This window comes from Duganella sp. SG902, assembly GCF_013376005.1.
GTDB lineage: Bacteria > Pseudomonadota > Gammaproteobacteria > Burkholderiales > Burkholderiaceae_D > Rugamonas.
This window is the reverse complement of the sequence record NZ_JABMJK010000003.1, coordinates 25,136-39,712: the sequence shown is the minus strand read 5'-3', so window position 1 is coordinate 39,712 and position 14,577 is coordinate 25,136. Positions and strand designations below refer to the sequence as shown.

At 68.4% G+C, this 14,577-nt stretch carries 18 protein-coding genes; 11 read left to right on the top strand and 7 right to left on the bottom strand.

Annotation, left to right across the window (positions count from 1 at the left end; all coding sequences use genetic code 11):
* Positions 1-52 precede the first annotated feature (52 nt).
* Genes FHW83_RS06870 through yjgA form a run of 3 tightly spaced genes read right to left on the bottom strand, consistent with a single transcriptional unit; the run spans position 53 to position 1,948 of the window.
* Positions 53-721, bottom strand: a complete 669-nt coding sequence (locus FHW83_RS06870) for an alpha/beta hydrolase (protein WP_176645632.1) — start codon at positions 719-721, stop codon at positions 53-55.
* Positions 718-1,347 carry a molybdopterin adenylyltransferase gene (mog, locus tag FHW83_RS06865; RefSeq protein ID WP_176645631.1) on the bottom strand — a complete coding sequence of 210 codons (630 nt, stop codon included), beginning with the start codon at positions 1,345-1,347 and terminating at the stop codon, positions 718-720. The genes FHW83_RS06870 and mog overlap by 4 nt, the downstream gene beginning before the upstream one ends.
* Positions 1,337-1,948 (bottom strand): ribosome biogenesis factor YjgA, encoded by a 612-nt coding sequence (yjgA, locus tag FHW83_RS06860; RefSeq protein WP_176645630.1) that lies wholly within the window; start codon positions 1,946-1,948, stop codon positions 1,337-1,339. Before yjgA ends, mog begins: the two co-directional genes overlap by 11 nt.
* Positions 1,949-2,042: 94 nt before the next feature.
* Here yjgA and pmbA point away from each other — a divergent pair, with 94 nt between their 5' ends.
* Positions 2,043-3,395 (top strand): metalloprotease PmbA, encoded by a 1,353-nt coding sequence (pmbA, locus tag FHW83_RS06855; RefSeq protein WP_176645629.1) that lies wholly within the window; start codon positions 2,043-2,045, stop codon positions 3,393-3,395.
* Here the strand turns inward: pmbA and FHW83_RS06850 are convergent.
* The 3 genes from FHW83_RS06850 to FHW83_RS06840 form a co-directional block, all read right to left on the bottom strand.
* Entirely contained in the window at positions 3,392-3,832 is a 441-nt protein-coding gene (locus tag FHW83_RS06850; RefSeq protein ID WP_176645628.1) for a hypothetical protein, read from the bottom strand. The two genes, pmbA and FHW83_RS06850, sit on opposite strands and share 4 nt — an antisense overlap.
* Before the next feature lie 161 nt (positions 3,833-3,993).
* Entirely contained in the window at positions 3,994-5,172 is a 1,179-nt protein-coding gene (locus tag FHW83_RS06845) for a hypothetical protein (RefSeq protein ID WP_176645627.1), read from the bottom strand.
* 93 nt (positions 5,173-5,265) lie between these two features.
* Entirely contained in the window at positions 5,266-6,396 is a 1,131-nt protein-coding gene (locus FHW83_RS06840) for a carboxypeptidase family protein (RefSeq protein WP_176645626.1), read from the bottom strand.
* Between the two features lie 43 nt (positions 6,397-6,439).
* Here FHW83_RS06840 and FHW83_RS31290 point away from each other — a divergent pair, with 43 nt between their 5' ends.
* Together FHW83_RS31290 and FHW83_RS06830 are read left to right on the top strand one after the other, a co-directional pair.
* Complete coding sequence (locus FHW83_RS31290; protein WP_373997172.1) at positions 6,440-6,709, top strand: DUF4160 domain-containing protein; 270 nt, start codon at positions 6,440-6,442, stop codon at positions 6,707-6,709.
* Positions 6,669-6,923, top strand: coding sequence for a DUF2442 domain-containing protein (locus tag FHW83_RS06830; RefSeq protein WP_176645625.1), 255 nt, complete (start codon positions 6,669-6,671; stop codon positions 6,921-6,923). Before FHW83_RS31290 ends, FHW83_RS06830 begins: the two co-directional genes overlap by 41 nt.
* On the opposite strand, the gene paaX is transcribed toward FHW83_RS06830, so the two are convergent.
* Entirely contained in the window at positions 6,920-7,831 is a 912-nt protein-coding gene (gene paaX, locus FHW83_RS06825; protein WP_176645624.1) for a phenylacetic acid degradation operon negative regulatory protein PaaX, read from the bottom strand. The two genes, FHW83_RS06830 and paaX, sit on opposite strands and share 4 nt — an antisense overlap.
* A 148-nt stretch (positions 7,832-7,979) precedes the next feature.
* Between paaX and paaA the strand changes: the two genes are divergently transcribed.
* Genes paaA through paaI form a run of 8 tightly spaced genes read left to right on the top strand, consistent with a single transcriptional unit; the run spans position 7,980 to position 14,567 of the window.
* Positions 7,980-8,963: a 1,2-phenylacetyl-CoA epoxidase subunit PaaA gene (paaA, locus tag FHW83_RS06820; protein WP_176645623.1), complete on the top strand. Its 984-nt coding sequence runs from the start codon at positions 7,980-7,982 to the stop codon at positions 8,961-8,963.
* Positions 8,960-9,244 carry a 1,2-phenylacetyl-CoA epoxidase subunit PaaB gene (gene paaB, locus FHW83_RS06815; RefSeq protein WP_155467427.1) on the top strand — a complete coding sequence of 95 codons (285 nt, stop codon included), beginning with the start codon at positions 8,960-8,962 and terminating at the stop codon, positions 9,242-9,244. The genes paaA and paaB overlap by 4 nt, the downstream gene beginning before the upstream one ends.
* Before the next feature lie 14 nt (positions 9,245-9,258).
* A complete protein-coding gene (gene paaC / locus FHW83_RS06810; protein WP_176645622.1) occupies positions 9,259-10,011 on the top strand; it encodes a 1,2-phenylacetyl-CoA epoxidase subunit PaaC in 753 nt (250 codons plus the stop codon).
* A gap of 13 nt (positions 10,012-10,024) precedes the next feature.
* Positions 10,025-10,588: a 1,2-phenylacetyl-CoA epoxidase subunit PaaD gene (paaD, locus tag FHW83_RS06805; RefSeq protein ID WP_176645621.1), complete on the top strand. Its 564-nt coding sequence runs from the start codon at positions 10,025-10,027 to the stop codon at positions 10,586-10,588.
* Between the two features lie 7 nt (positions 10,589-10,595).
* Positions 10,596-11,672, top strand: coding sequence for a 1,2-phenylacetyl-CoA epoxidase subunit PaaE (paaE, locus tag FHW83_RS06800; RefSeq protein ID WP_176645620.1), 1,077 nt, complete (start codon positions 10,596-10,598; stop codon positions 11,670-11,672).
* A gap of 13 nt (positions 11,673-11,685) precedes the next feature.
* Complete coding sequence (gene paaG, locus FHW83_RS06795; RefSeq protein WP_176645619.1) at positions 11,686-12,486, top strand: 2-(1,2-epoxy-1,2-dihydrophenyl)acetyl-CoA isomerase PaaG; 801 nt, start codon at positions 11,686-11,688, stop codon at positions 12,484-12,486.
* 1 nt (position 12,487) lies between these two features.
* Positions 12,488-14,065: a 3-hydroxyacyl-CoA dehydrogenase PaaH gene (gene paaH / locus FHW83_RS06790; protein ID WP_176645618.1), complete on the top strand. Its 1,578-nt coding sequence runs from the start codon at positions 12,488-12,490 to the stop codon at positions 14,063-14,065.
* A complete protein-coding gene (gene paaI, locus FHW83_RS06785) occupies positions 14,058-14,567 on the top strand; it encodes a hydroxyphenylacetyl-CoA thioesterase PaaI (RefSeq protein WP_176645617.1) in 510 nt (169 codons plus the stop codon). The genes paaH and paaI overlap by 8 nt, the downstream gene beginning before the upstream one ends.
* Positions 14,568-14,577 lie beyond the last annotated feature (10 nt).

Genomic DNA, 14,577 nt, shown 5'->3' with positions numbered 1-14,577 from the left:
ACAGAAAAGATGCGCTCCGTTCAGTTATCATATTGTTATTGCAAGTATGATATCAGCCGAGCACGCGCCTGAGCCAGGCGCCGATGTGCCGGACCTCCTCCTGGCACACCGAGTGCTGCATCGGGTACTCGTGCCACTCGACCTGGTAGCCCCACTGCAGCAGCAGGTCGCGCGAGGCGGTGGCGCGGGCGATCGGCACCACCGGGTCCATGCGGCCGTGCGCCAGGAAGACCGGGGTTTGCTGGCTGGCGGCGGTGCGCTCGGCGGCGGCCTTGGCGGCGATCGGCAGGTAGCCGGACAGGCACATCAGGCCGGCCAGCGGCGCGCTCTGGCGCAGGCCGGTTTGCAGCGTCATGGCGCAGCCCTGCGAGAAGCCGGCCAGGATGATGCGCAGGTTGGGGATGCCGCGCGCGTTCTCGCGCGCGATCAGGGCCTCCACCTTGGCCTGCGAGGCGCGCAGGCCGGCCTCGTCCTCCTGGCGGCCGAGGTCGGTCGCGACGATGTCGTACCAGGAGCGCATCACGTAGCCGCCGTTGACGGTGACCGGCATGGTGTCGGCGTTGGGGAAGATGAAGCGGATGGGCGGCAGGCCGGCCAGGTCCAGCTCGGGGACCAGCGGCACGAAGTCGTTGGCGTCGGCGCCCAGGCCGTGCATCCAGATGACGGCCGCGGTCGGGTTGGGGCCGGTTTCCCGTTCGATGGTTTGCAGTAGATGGCTCATGCTTTTCCTTGGGGGCGCAGCGCGGATTTGGGGCGGAAGGCCGGGCACACGGCCGGGTCGGTCTCGATGTAGGGGCCGCCGATCAGGTCGATGCAGTAGGGCACGGCGGCAAAGATGCCGCCCACCAGCTGGCGGCCGTCGGCGTCCCTCAGGCCGCCGAGGGTTTCGGCGATGGCCTTGGGCTGGCCGGGCAGGTTGAGGATCAAGGCCGCGTGATCGGCGCTCTCGCGGATCACGGCGGTCTGGCGCGACAGGATGGCGGTCGGCACGAAGTGCAGGCTGATCTGGCGCATCTGCTCGCCGAAGCCGGGCATTTCCCTGGTGCCCACGGCCAGCGTGGCCTCGGGCGTGACGTCGCGCCTGGCCGGGCCGGTGCCGCCGGTGGTGAGGATCAGGTGGCAGCGGGCGAGGTCGGCCAGCTCGGTCAGGGTGGCCTCGATGTGCGCGCGCTCGTCGGCGATCAGGCGGGTCTCGACGCGGAACGGCGTGGTCAGCGCCGAGGCCAGCCAGGCCTGCAGCGCCGGGATGCCCTGGTCGGCGTAGACGCCGCCGCTGGCGCGGTCGGAGATGGAGACCAGGCCGACCAGCAGCGGCTGGCCGGCGGCGGGGGCGCTGTTATTCGTCATCGGCTTCGGTGGCGTCGTCGTCTTCGTCATCGCCGGCCTGGCCGGCCTTTTTCTTGTCGGCCTCCAGCTGCTTGAGGATCTGGAAGATCTCGCGGTAGGCCTTGGGCGGCTTGTTCTCGGCCTGCTCCTTGCGGGCGTTGCGGATCAGGGTGCGCAGGTGCTGGACGTCGAGGTGCGGCGCCTCGCCCAGCAGGGCGGTCAGGGCGTTGTCGTCGGCCAGCAGTTTCTCGCGGCGGCGCTCCAGCGCGTGCATGGCGGCGGTTTCGGCCTTCGAGGCGCCTTTCCAGCTGTCGATGGCCTTCTGGATCACGGCCACCTCGTCGGCGTCCAGGGTGCGCATCTTCTTGCCGATGAACTGCAGCTGGCGGCGGCGGCCCTCGTGGTTGGTGATGCCCTGGCATTCGAGGATGGCGTCCAGCACGTCCTCCGGCATCGGCACCTTCTTGACGCGGTCGCGCGGGGCGTCGACCAGGGTCTGGCCCAGTTTCTGCAGCGCGTCGGACTGGCGCTTCATTTCGGACTTGGAGGGGCGCTCGTATTCGTCTTCGAATTCGGCCGAGCTGAAGCCGACGCCGCCACCGCTGCGATTGGGATTTACCATAATATTAACTTTCACGCGGGCGCGTGGCCGCGCCCTTAAACTTTAAACGACTGCTATGATAACTGTTTTAGCGGCCATCCGAAGAAAACAGCCCATGAGCGATACCCATTTTACCCACACCCAAGACCAGTTAAAGCAGCTCGCACGCGATGTGCTGGGCTACGCGAAAGCCCAGGGCGGCAGCGATTGCGCCGTCGAGATCAGCGAGGGCAGCGGCCTGTCGGTGTCGGTGCGCAAGAGCCAGATCGAGACCATCGAGCAGAACAAGGACAAGGGCATGGGCGTGACCGTGTTCATTGGCCAGCGCCGCGGCAACGCCTCGACCTCCGATTTCTCGCCGGCGGCGCTGAAGGCGACGGTGGAGGCGGCCTACAACATCGCGCGCTTCACCGCCGACGACGATTGCGCCGGCCTGGCCGACGAGGACCAGCTGGAGATGAACCCGCGCGACCTGCGACTGTTCTATCCCTGGGACATCTCGACCGAGGAGGCGGTGACGCTGGCGCAGCGCGCCGAGGCGGCCGCGTTCGCGGTCGATCCGCGCGTGACCAATTCGGAGGGCGCGGGCGTGCACGTGCAGCAATCGCACTTCGTGGCGGCCAATTCGCGCGGCTTCATCGGCGGCTATCCGTACTCGCGCCACACGCTGTCGGTGGCGCCGATCGCCGGCAAGGGCAAGCACATGCAGCGCGACGACTGGTATTCGTCGGTGCGCGACGCGGCCAAGATGTCGTCGCCGGAGGCCATCGGCCGTTACGCGGCCGAGCGCGCGCTGGCGCGCCTGAACGCGCGCAGCATCGACACCCGCACCTGCCCGGTGCTGTTCGAGGCGCCGCTGGCGGCCGGCCTGCTGGGCGCCTTCGTGCAGGCGACCTCGGGCGGCGCGCTGTACCGCAAGTCGACCTTCCTGCTCGATTCGCTGGGCAAGCAGGTGCTGGCCAAGCACGTGCAGATCCACGAGGACCCGCACCTGATCGGCGCGGTCGGTTCGGCGCCGTTCGACGAGGAGGGCGTGCGCACGGTCAAGCGCGACGTGGTCAAGGATGGCGTGGTGCAGGGCTATTTCCTGTCGACCTATTCGGCGCGCAAGCTGGGCATGAAGACCACCGGCAACGCCGGCGGTTCGCACAACCTGTCGCTGACCTCGTCGCTGACGCGGCCGGAGGATGATTTCGCCGGCATGCTGCGCAAGATGGGCACCGGCCTGCTGGTCACCGAGCTGATGGGGCAGGGCACCAACTACGTGACCGGCGACTACTCGCGCGGCGCGGCCGGCTACTGGGTGGAGAACGGCGTGATCCAGTATCCGGTGGAGGAGATCACCATCGCCGGCAATATGAAGGACATGCTGGCGCAGATCGTGGCGGTCGGCAACGACGTGCTGGTGCGCGGCACCAAGTCCACCGGCTCGATCCTGATCGAGAACATGGTGGTGGCCGGTTCTTAATCGGTGATGCGGCGGGCGCGCAGCCGGCGTTCGACGCCGGGGCGTTTCGGCCGCTCGCCGGCGGCGGCGCGCCACGCGCTGGCCTGCGTCCAGGCTTCGCGGTAGTTGCGGCGGAGATAGATGTCACGCCATGCGTTGCGCACGCTGCCGCAGACCTCGGTCGCCCAGGCGCTGGGGGTGACGATCTTGCCATCGGCGATCAGGAGGTCGCCTTCCACTTGCGCGAAGTAACACATGCCGCGATGGCTGATGCGCAGGCTGGTGCCGTGCGGCAGGAACAAGTCCTTCCATTGATAGCCGTGCTCGGTCGGTTGGCCATAGTGCCGCGCCATCCATTCCTGCAACGCGATGAGCGTAATTTCTTCCTTCGAGCGCAGGTCTTCGCGTTTGCGCATCTGGTAGTCCAGTTCGAGATATACCCTGTGGGTCTTTTTCATGGTGGGTGCCTATTTTCGCCTATTCGTGCCTATAAAATGCCTATTTTTCTAATGGTTAGACTCTGCCTCTCATAGGGAAGTTCGGCAAAAAAGATGCAAAAAAATAGGCATTCAATAGGCAGAAATAGGCAAAAATAGGCGGTGACCGTGGAAGGCAAACCCTATGGGTGTGCGCCGTCGCATAGTTTGCTGACCGGCTGGCCGCAGGCGATGAGGCGGCCGACGTCGGGGTTGCCCAGGTAGTCGAGGTGGGCGGTGTCGGGGCGCTCCAGCAGGCCGAGGTAGGTGGGCGCGTTGGAGACCAGGATGTTGTACACCGTGACCCCTTCCGCCGCGTAGCGCTCGGGCGGCAGGGGGTAGGACAGCAGGTCGTTGGGATCGGTGAAGGCGACCAGTGTCAGGCGGTTGCCGTCCGCCGCGCCCTGGCGGGCCGCATGGCGCAGGCGCAGCAGCGCTTGCAGGCTGTCGGGCGGCGGCGCGGCGGCGCGCACCGGTGCCTCAGGCGCCGCCAGCTGCTGCTCCGCCAGCGACAGCAACGGAATCTGGTTGGCGGCCATCATCAGCAAGCGCATGCGCCGCAGCGCTTGCCGCGCCAGCGCCGCCGCCGGCGATCCGGCCGGCTCATCGCTCATGCGCAACAGCGTATCGAACAGGATCTTGCTGCCCATGCTGTGCGAGATCACCACCAGCGGCGCCTCCGGCCGCATGCCGGACAGCACTTGCAAGACCGCCTCGCGCATGCGCAGCTGCATGGTTTCGCGCGCCGCGCCCGCGTAAATCAGGGCGTCCGGCAGGCAGTCGTCGATCAATCCATCCTTGAAGCGCGCGTTGAGCCGCGCCCGCGTGTACGGGTAGGGCGGGGTGCCGGCGCACAGCGATGACTTGGCGCTCTGGTCGTAGCACAGCTGGCGCTTGAGGGCGCTGGTCAGCGGCGACCAGATCAGCGCGTCGAAACGCAGCCGGCCGGCCGGCGTGGCGATGGTGGCGGGCACGATTTGCACGGCCGGCGCCATGCCGTCCATGCCGGCCGCGTGCGCCGGCGCCGGGGTGCTGGCGTCGCGCAGCGCGCGCGTGAGTTGCGGCAGCACTTGGTCCAGCCAGCCGGCATCGTGGGTGCAGATGCCGTGCACCAACAGCACATCGGCCTCGCGGCCGCCGGCCTGCGCGGCCAGGTCGATCAAGCCGGGGAACACCGCTGGCGGCGTGTCGGGCAGCAGCGGCGGACGGTAGGGCGTGGCGCACGCGCACAACAGGATGGGGAGCAGCGGGAAGACAAGCAGCGGCACAAGCAGCGGGACGGCGCGGCGCGCGCGATGGCGCCAATGGGAGCGGGGCAACATGATGGACCTCCAGACGCGGCGCGCCAGTGCGCCGCCTGAGGTCCAGTGTATTTTTCCCTGCGGCGCCCGCCTTGTGGCGCCGCAGGGTCTGGCTTATTGCTGCGCCAGCAGCGATTGCAGCACGGGCTGCAGGATCGCCTTGCCCAGCTCGGCGGAGCGGGCGCCGTTCCAGCCGGTGTCCGGGTCCGGATCGTTGGCGTTGTCCTTGAACGGCATCTCCAGCGTCAGCGACAGGCAGCCGAAGGCGTGGGTGATGTGCGGCGAGCCCATGGTCAGCGTCTCTTCCGTGTACGGGCTTTCGCCGTAGCCGAACTCGTCCTGGAAGTCCGGGCTGGCGATCAGGAAATTGTCGATGAAGTATTGCTGCGCCTCGGCCTGGTCCGGCGTGAAGTCCGGCAGCGACTCGCTGCCGGCCACGAACACGTACGGCAAGCCCTCGTCGCCGTGGATGTCCAGGCACAGGTCGACCCCTACCTCGTGCATCTTTTGCTTGACCAGGAACACCTCCGGGCTGCGCGCCATGGTCGGGTTCAGCCATTCGCGGTTGAGGTTGGCGCCGGCGGCGTTGGTGCGCAGGTTGCCGCGCACCGAGCCGTCCGGGTTCATGTTCGGCACCACGTAGAACACCGCCTCCCTCAGGCACTGGCGGCCGAACGGGTTGGCCGGGTCCAGCAGGGCCTCGACCAAGCCCTCGACGAACCACTCGGCCATGGTCTCGCCCGGGTGCTGGCGGGCGATGACCCAGACCTTTTGCGCGGCCTCGGGATCGCCGATCACCAGCATGTTGAGGTCGCGGCCGTCGACCGTGCTGCCGAGGTCGACCAGCTTGACCAGCGGCGACAGCTGGGCGTTGTCCAGCAGCGCCAGGTGGCGCTCCCACGAGTACGGCTCGAAGTAGGCGTAGTAGACGCTGTCGTACTCGGGCGTGTGCTTGATGGTCATGACCTGGCCGTCATACGTGGTCGGCACGCGGAACCAGGTGTCGCGGTCGTAGCTGGCCACGGCCTGGTAATCCTTCCAGCCGTCCGGATAGGCGGCGTTGCCGGCGTTCAGGAAGTTCATGGTCAGCGGCGTGCCCTGCGCGCCCTGCACGCGGTAGTAGAACCACTGGACGATGTCGGCGTGGGAATCCTTGCGGATGTTCAGGTCGATGGCGGCCGGGTCGTCGGCGCGCACCACCTCGATGGCGCCGGCGTCGAACTGCTGGCTGATTTTGATAGGCATGGCGGAATCCTGGTGAATTCTATGTGGAAAGGAGGTCGCGCTTGTGGCGCGGAGCCGACATGATACAGGGTCGCGCCAGGCGCTGCCGGATTTCCACCCTCGCTTTTACCCGCGCGAGGAAACTCGCATCCATGTTCATGTGTCTCACCCAGACGGCGAGGCGAAATTCTGGCTGTCGCCGGAGGTCAGCCTGGCAGAAAACCGGGGCTTATCGTCGCGCCAATTGCGCACCGTCGAGCACTTCGTAAAAAACAACCAATCGGAGCTAAAAGATGCGTGGCGAAGCTACTTCTCATCCAGTAAGAATCCTTGAATTGTCGGGGCATGGCTTCTGGGTCGATCTTGGCGACGAGCGCTTGTACGCCGGCTTTGCCGACTTTCCGTGGTTCGCCGGCGCCACCGCCGAGCAGATCGGCGAGGTGCGGCGGCCCAGCGTCGGACATCTTTACTGGCCCGCGTTGGACGTCGACCTGAGCGTCGCTTCGCTGCGCGACCCGGCCGCCTTCCCGATGGTGGCGCGCGGCTAGGCCAGGCCGCCGAAGCGGTCGAAGAAGGCGGCTTCGGCGGTGGTGGCGGCGGCGTCCTCGCGCCGCAGCGCGGTCTCGATGTGCTGCTCGGCCGCCGCGTACACGCGCAGGTAGATGTCGCGCGTCAGCTGGTAGGCCAGCGCGCCCGGCCACGGCGTCGGCAGCAATTCCACCGGCAGCTGCGGGTCGTGCAGCTGCACCCGGCGGTAGGCGTGGATCAGCAGGGTGCGCGCCACGAAGGCCTGCTCCGGCGTCAGCGCCTGCGCGCAGGCCGCCAGCAGCGGCTGGAACTGGGCGATGAACTTGTTGTAGCCTTCGGCCACGCCGGCCACGTCCCAGCCCTCGGCCACCAGGTCGCTCAGCGGACGGGCGCTGACCTGGCGCATCGACTTGCCCTGCACCACGAACAGCTTGCCGGCCACGCCCAGCCGTCTCAACAGCTCGTCGAGCGCCGGGCCGTCGGCGGCCGGGTGGCCCATGATGCCGGGCGCGATCACGCTATAGCCCTCCCACAGCAACTCCTTGCGCACCGCCGCCCGCTCGGCGGCGTTGAGCGCGCCGTCGCCGTTCAGCACCAGGGTCCAGCTGCCGTCCCAGTGCACATTCGGCGGCGCGTAGATGCGGCGGTAGGCGTGCACGAAGCGCGCCATGGCCTCCGGCGTGATGGCGTACGAGGCGCGGCGGCCGTCGCGCTGGGCCCCCAGCCAGCCCTCCTGCGCCAGCCGGAACACCGAGGTGCGCAGCAGGCGGTCGTTGACCCCGAACGGCGCCAGCAGCTCGATCAGGCTGCCCAGCCACACCATGCCGCCGTGCGGCACGATGGCGTCGCCAAAGATGGTCACCACCAGCGACTTCGAGCGCGGCGGGTCGGTGGCCAGGAAGCCGGCGATCCAGTCGTTGCAATTCATAGAGGGTTGATTAAGCTAAACGCGGAAGCGCCAGTTTACCCGCTGCGCGGCGCAAAAATTAACGTGACGCATTATTTTAATATGACTCAAAATAATCGTAGCTAAAATAAAATCCGTATCGTATGATGTGGCGAAGGAGGAGACAGCCATGTACGCACAACTGGTGGAGACCGGCCTCAGGCAAGTGCGCGCGGCCGCCGACATGAGTCCCGAGGAGCAAGCCTTCCAGGCCCGCGTCGACGCCGGCGTCCGCATCGAGCCCAAGGACTGGATGCCGGAGGCCTACCGCAGGACGCTGATACGCCAGATCTCGCAGCACGCGCATTCGGAGATCGTCGGCCAGCTGCCGGAGGGCAACTGGGTGACGCGCGCGCCGACGCTCAAGCGCAAGGCCATCCTGCTGGCCAAGATCCAGGACGAGGCCGGCCACGGCCTGTACCTGTACAGCGCCGCCGAGACGCTGGGCGTGTCGCGCGACGAGCTGCTGGCCGCCCTGCACAGCGGCAAGGCCAAATACTCCAGCATCTTCAACTACCCGACCCTGAGCTGGGCCGACATGGGCGCCATCGGCTGGCTGGTGGACGGCTCGGCCATCATCAACCAGATCCCGCTGTGCCGTTGCTCCTACGGCCCGTACGCGCGCGCCATGATCCGCGTGTGCAAGGAGGAATCGTTCCACGCGCGCCAGGGCTACGACATCATGCTGGCGCTGTGCCGCGGCACGCCGGCGCAGAAGGCCATGGCGCAGGACGCGCTGAACCGCTGGTGGTGGCCGTCGCTGATGATGTTCGGCCCGTCGGACGCGGAATCGGTCAACAGCGCGCAGTCGGCGCAGTGGCGCATCAAGCTGTTCTCCAACGACGAGCTGCGCCAGCGCATGGTCGACCAGACCGTGCCGCAGGCGGAATACCTGGGCCTGACCATTCCCGACCCCGCGCTGCGCTGGAACGCGGCAACCGGCCATTACGACTTCGGCGCCATCGACTGGGCCGAGTTCCACAACGTCCTCAAGGGCAACGGCCCGTGCAACCGCGAGCGCCTGCAAACGCGGGTCCAGGCCTGGGAGGACGGCGAATGGTTCCGCGAGGCGCTGGTGGCGCACGCGGACAAACACAAGGAGCGCGCGGCATGAGCAAGGAATGGCCACTGTGGGAAGTCTTCATCCGCAGCCAGCACGGGCTGGCGCACAAGCACGTCGGCAGCCTGCACGCGCCGGACGCGGAAATGGCGATCAACAACGCGCGCGACGTCTACACCCGGCGCAACGAGGGCGTCAGCATCTGGGTGGTGCGCGCCGCCGACATCGTCGCCAGCAGCCCGGCCGACAAGGGCGCGCTGTTCGAGCCGGCCAACAGCAAGGTCTACCGCCACCCGACCTTCTTCCCGATGCCGGAAGAAGTCAAGAACCTGTAGGGAGGGCGGGCGCCATGGACAACAAAGTCAACTACCTGCTGCGGCTGGGCGACAACGCCCTGATCCTGAGCCAGCAGCTGTCGCGGTGGTGCGGCAAGGGCCCGGCGCTGGAGGAGGACATGGCGCTGACCAACGTCGCGCTCGACCTGCTGGGCCAGACGCGTATGTGGTACGAATACGCGGCCGAGCTGGAGGGCGCGGGGCGCGACGAGGATCAGCTGGCCTATCTGCGCGACGCCCACGAGTTCCGCAACTGCCTGCTGCTGGAGCAGCCCAACGGCAACTACGCCGACACGCTGGTGCGGCAATTCCTCTTCGACGCCTGGCATTATTTTCTGATCGAGGGGCTGACGCGCGCCAGCGACGCGCGCATCGCCGCCATCGCCGAGAAGTCGCTCAAGGAGGTCACCTACCACCTGCGCCGCAGCGGCGACCTGATGGTGCGGCTGGGCGACGGCACGGCCGTCAGCCACGCGAAAACCCAGGCCGCGGTGGACGCCCTGTGGATGTACAGCGGCGAGGTGTTCGCCTACGACGCGGTCGACGAGGCCATGGTGGCCGCCGGCGTGGCGCCGCCGGCCGAGGCGCTGCGCGCGCAATGGCTGGCGCACGTGGGCGAGGTGCTGGCCGAGGCCACGCTGAGCATGCCGCCGGCCGACGCCTGGATGCAGCGGGGCGGCAAGCAAGGCCGCCACAGCGAGCACCTGGGCTACATCCTGGCCGAGATGCAGTTCCTTCAGCGCGCCTATCCGGGCGCGGCGTGGTAACGGCGCGCCAGCCATGAACGCCCCCGCCGTCGCTGCGGCGAACGCCGGAGCCCATGCCGAGCAAATCCTGGCCTGGCTCGGCGAGGTGCCCGATCCCGAAATCCCGGTCATCAGCATCGTCGACCTGGGCATCGTGCGCGGGGTGCGCGTGGCCGCCGATGGCGGCTGCGACGTCACCATCACCCCGACCTACTCCGGCTGCCCGGCCATGCAAGTCATCGCCGACGCCATCACCGACGCGCTGCACGCGCGCGGCGTGGCCACGGTCCGCCTGCACAACCAGCTCTCGCCCGCCTGGACCACCGACTGGATGAGCGAGGCCGGCAAGGCCGCCCTGCGCGGCTACGGCATCGCCCCGCCGGCGCGGCAGGTGATCGACACCAGCGGCCTGCGCGCGGGCGGCGCCGCGCTGGCCGCCGTCTCGCGCCGCGCGGCGCCGGCCGCGCCACGCGTCGCCTGCCCGCGCTGCGGCTCCACGCACACCGAAATCACCAGCCAGTTCGGCTCCACGCCCTGCAAGGCGCTCTACAAATGCCTGGATTGCCGCGAGCCCTTCGACTACTTCAAGTGCCACTGAACCGATCATGAGCAAATTCCACCCGCTGACCATCGCCGACGTGCGCAACGAAACCCGCGACACCATCGCCGTCACCTTCGCCGTGCCGCCGGCGCTGCGCGACAGCTTCCGCTTCCAGCAGGGCCAGCACCTGACGCTGCGCGCGAAGATAGGCGACGAGGACGTGCGCCGCTCGTACTCGATCTGCTCGGCCGTGCAGGACGGCGCGCTGCGCGTGGCCATCAAGCGCACGCCCGGCGGCCTGTTTTCCAGCTGGGCCAACGACACCCTGCGGGCCGGCCAGACGCTGGAGGTGATGCCGCCCATGGGCCACTTCAACGTGCCGCTGGACGCGGCCAACCGCAAGCACTACCTGGCGTTCGCCGCCGGCAGCGGCATCACGCCCATCCTGTCGATCATCAAGACCACGCTGGCGGCCGAGCCGCACAGCCGCTTCACGCTGTTCTACGGCAACCGCGCCTCGTCGTCGGTGATCTTCAAGGAAGAACTGTCGGACCTGAAGGACAGCCACCTCGAACGCCTGAAAATCGCCTATGTCATGAGCCGCGAACAGCAGGATATCGAACTATTCAACGGCCGCATCACCAAGGACAAGGCCGCGCGATTCCTGCGCCACTGGGTGCGCGCGGACGACGTCGACGTCGCCTTCATCTGCGGCCCGGAAGACATGATGCTGGGCGTGTCCGAGGCGCTGCGGGAAGCCGGCATGCCGAAGTCGGCCATCAAGACCGAACTGTTCGCCGCCAGCGTTCCGAAGCACGCGCACCAGCCGCGCCCCGCCGCCGGCGTCGCCCACCAGCACACCGAAGTCACCGTCATCATGGACGGCAACGCCGCCAGCTTCACCATGGAGCAGGACAAGGAATCGCTGCTGGACGCGGGCCTGCGCGCGGGCCTCGACATGCGCTACTCCTGCAAGGGCGGCGTGTGCTCGACCTGCCGCTGCAAGGTCATCGAGGGCAAGGTCGACATGGACGTCAACTACGCGCTGGAGGATTACGAGATCGCGCGCGGCTACGTGTTGAGCTGCCAGAGCTTCCCCACCACCGCCAAAGTCGTCATCGACTTCGACCAGGCGGAATAAAACGGAGACCCCCATGGACTACCACAACATCCTGTTCGACCTGCGCGACGGCGTGGCCACGCTGACGCTCAACCGCCCGGACAAATTGAACAGCTTCACGCAAGCCATGCACGAAGAGGTGCGCCACGCGCTGCGCCGCACGGCCGCCGCGGCCGGCGACGGCAGCGCGCGCGTGCTGGTGCTGACCGGCGCCGGGCGCGGCTTCTGCGCCGGGCAGGATTTGTTGGACCGCGCGGTGGAGCCGGGCGCGCGCGCGGTCGACCTGGGCGACTCGGTGGAAAAGAACTACGCGCCGCTGGTGCAATCGCTGCGCGCATTGCCGCTGCCGGTGATCGGCGCCGTCAACGGCGTGGCGGCCGGCGCCGGCGCCAACATCGCGCTGGCGTGCGACATCGTGCTGGCCGCGCACTCGGCCAGCTTTGTCGAAGTGTTCTGCAAACTGGGCCTGATTCCCGACACCGGCGGCACCTACTTCCTGCCGCGCCTCGTGGGTAGCGCGCGCGCCATGGGGCTGGCCATGACCGGCGAAAAACTCAGCGCCGAGAAGGCGGAGGCCTGGGGCCTGATCTGGAAGGCCATCCCCGACGCCGATTTCGCCGCCGAGGTGCAGGCCATGGCGCGCCACTTCGCCAGCGCGCCGACCAAGGGACTGGCCTTCACCAAACAGGCCTTGCACGCCAGCGGCCACAATAGCCTGCAGCAGCAGCTGGCGCTGGAGTGCGGCATGATGAGCGAACTGGGTCGCAGCGAGGATTACCGCGAGGGCGTGGCTGCCTTCATGGAAAAACGCGCGCCACAGTTCAAGGGGCGCTGAGATGGCGGCGCTGGATACTGGACGGGTGGTCGCCGTGATCGGCGGCGGCGCCATGGGCGCCGGCATCGCGCAGGTGGCGGCGGTCGCCGGCTACACGGTGCGCTTGCACGATACGCGGCCGGAGGCGGTGGACAAGGCGATCACCGGCATCGCGTCGGCGCTGGACAAGCTGGTGGCCAGGGAACGCATGAGCGCCGCCGACCGCGCCGGCGCCATCGCGCGCCTGCACGCCGCCGCCACGCTGGATCAGGTGCGCGACGCCGGCATGGTGGTGGAGGCCATCGTGGAGGATCTCGCGGCCAAGCGCGCCCTGTTCGCGCAACTGGAGGAGATCGTCGCGGACGACTGCATCCTGGCGACCAACACCTCCTCGATCTCCGTCACCGCCATCGCGGCCGGCCTGCGGCTGCCGGGGCGCGTGGCGGGCATGCACTTCTTTAACCCGGTGCCGTTGATGGCGCTGTGCGAGGTGGTGAGCGGGCTGGCCACCGAGGCCGGCGTGGCGCCGACGGTGTCCGACACGGCGGCGGCGTGGGGCAAGAGCCCGGTGCACGCGCGCTCGTCACCGGGCTTCATCGTCAACCGGCTGGCGCGGCCGTTCTACGCCGAGGGCTGGCGCCTGCTGGGCGAGCAGGCGGCCGACGCGGCCACCATCGACGCCGTGATGCGCGAGGCCGGCGGCTTCCGCATGGGGCCTTTCGAGCTGATGGACCTGATCGGGCATGACGTGAATTTCGCCGTCACGCAATCGGTCTTCAACGCCTACTTCGGCGATCCGCGCTTCACGCCGTCGGTGCTGCAGCAGGAGATGGTCAACGCCGGCTTCCTTGGCCGCAAGGCGGGGCGTGGTTGCTATCAGTACGGCGACCACGCGACCGCGCCGCTTGCGCAGGCCGAGGCGCCGCAGCCGAAGCCGGAATATGTGAGCTACACCATCGAGCAGGGCGCGGCGCATGCGGTGGGCGGAGCGGTGGTCGACGCGCTGGCGGACCGCCTGCGCGCGGCCGGCATCGAGATCGCTCAGCGCAAGATGCCGGAGACGATACGCCACGCCGGCGCCCACGACGACGCGCCGGCCTTCCATTGCAACGGCGCGGCCATCTACCTCACCGACGGCCGCAGCGCCACGCAGCGCGCGCGTGACAACCAGCATCCGGACACGGTGCTGTTCGACCTCGCGCTGGACTACGGCGCCGCCACGCGCATCGCCGTGGCGCGCGCCGACCAGTGCGCGCCAGCCGCATACCACGCGGTGGTCGGGCTGCTGCAGGCGGCCGGCTTCACCGTCACCCGGCTGGACGACGTGCCCGGCATGGCGGTGATGCGCACCGTCGCCATGCTGGCCAACGAGGCGGCGGACGCGGTCAACCAGGGCGTGTGCGGCGCGGCCGCCGCCGACATCGCGATGCGGAAAGGCGTCAACTACCCGCGCGGGCCGCTGGCGTGGGCGGACGCGATCGGCATCGAGCAGATCGTGCGCGTGCTGGCCAACCTGGCCGCCAGCTATGGCGAGGACCGCTACCGCGTCTCGCCGCTGCTGCGCCGCAAGCACGCCGGCGGAGGGCGTTTCCATGGCTAAGCTGAGCGACACCGCCGCCGCGCCGCCCCAAGCCGCCACCTCGCCGGCCGGCCTGGCGGGGCACGCGAATGCGCAGGCGCTGGCGGACGCGCAGGCGCTGGCGGAGGCCGTGGCGGCGGCGATGTTCGCGCGCGATCCCGCCTCTCAGGCGCTGGGCATGACCGTCGACGCCGTGGCGCCGGGCTACGCGCGCATGTCGATGACCATCCGCGCCGACATGCTGAACGGCCACCAGACCTGTCACGGCGGCTTTATCTTCGCGCTGGCCGACAGCGCCTTCGCCTTCGCCTGCAACAGCTACAACCTCACCACCGTGGGCGCCGGCTGCACCATCGACTACCTGTCGCCCGGCCGCGAGGGCGATCGCCTGACCGCCACCGCCAGCGAGCAGGCGCTGGCCGGCAAGACCGGCATCTACGACGTCACAGTCACCAGCCAGGACGGCCGCACCATCGCCCTGTTCCGCGGCAAATCGCACCGCGTCAGCGGTGCAGTCATATAAAGGAGGCACC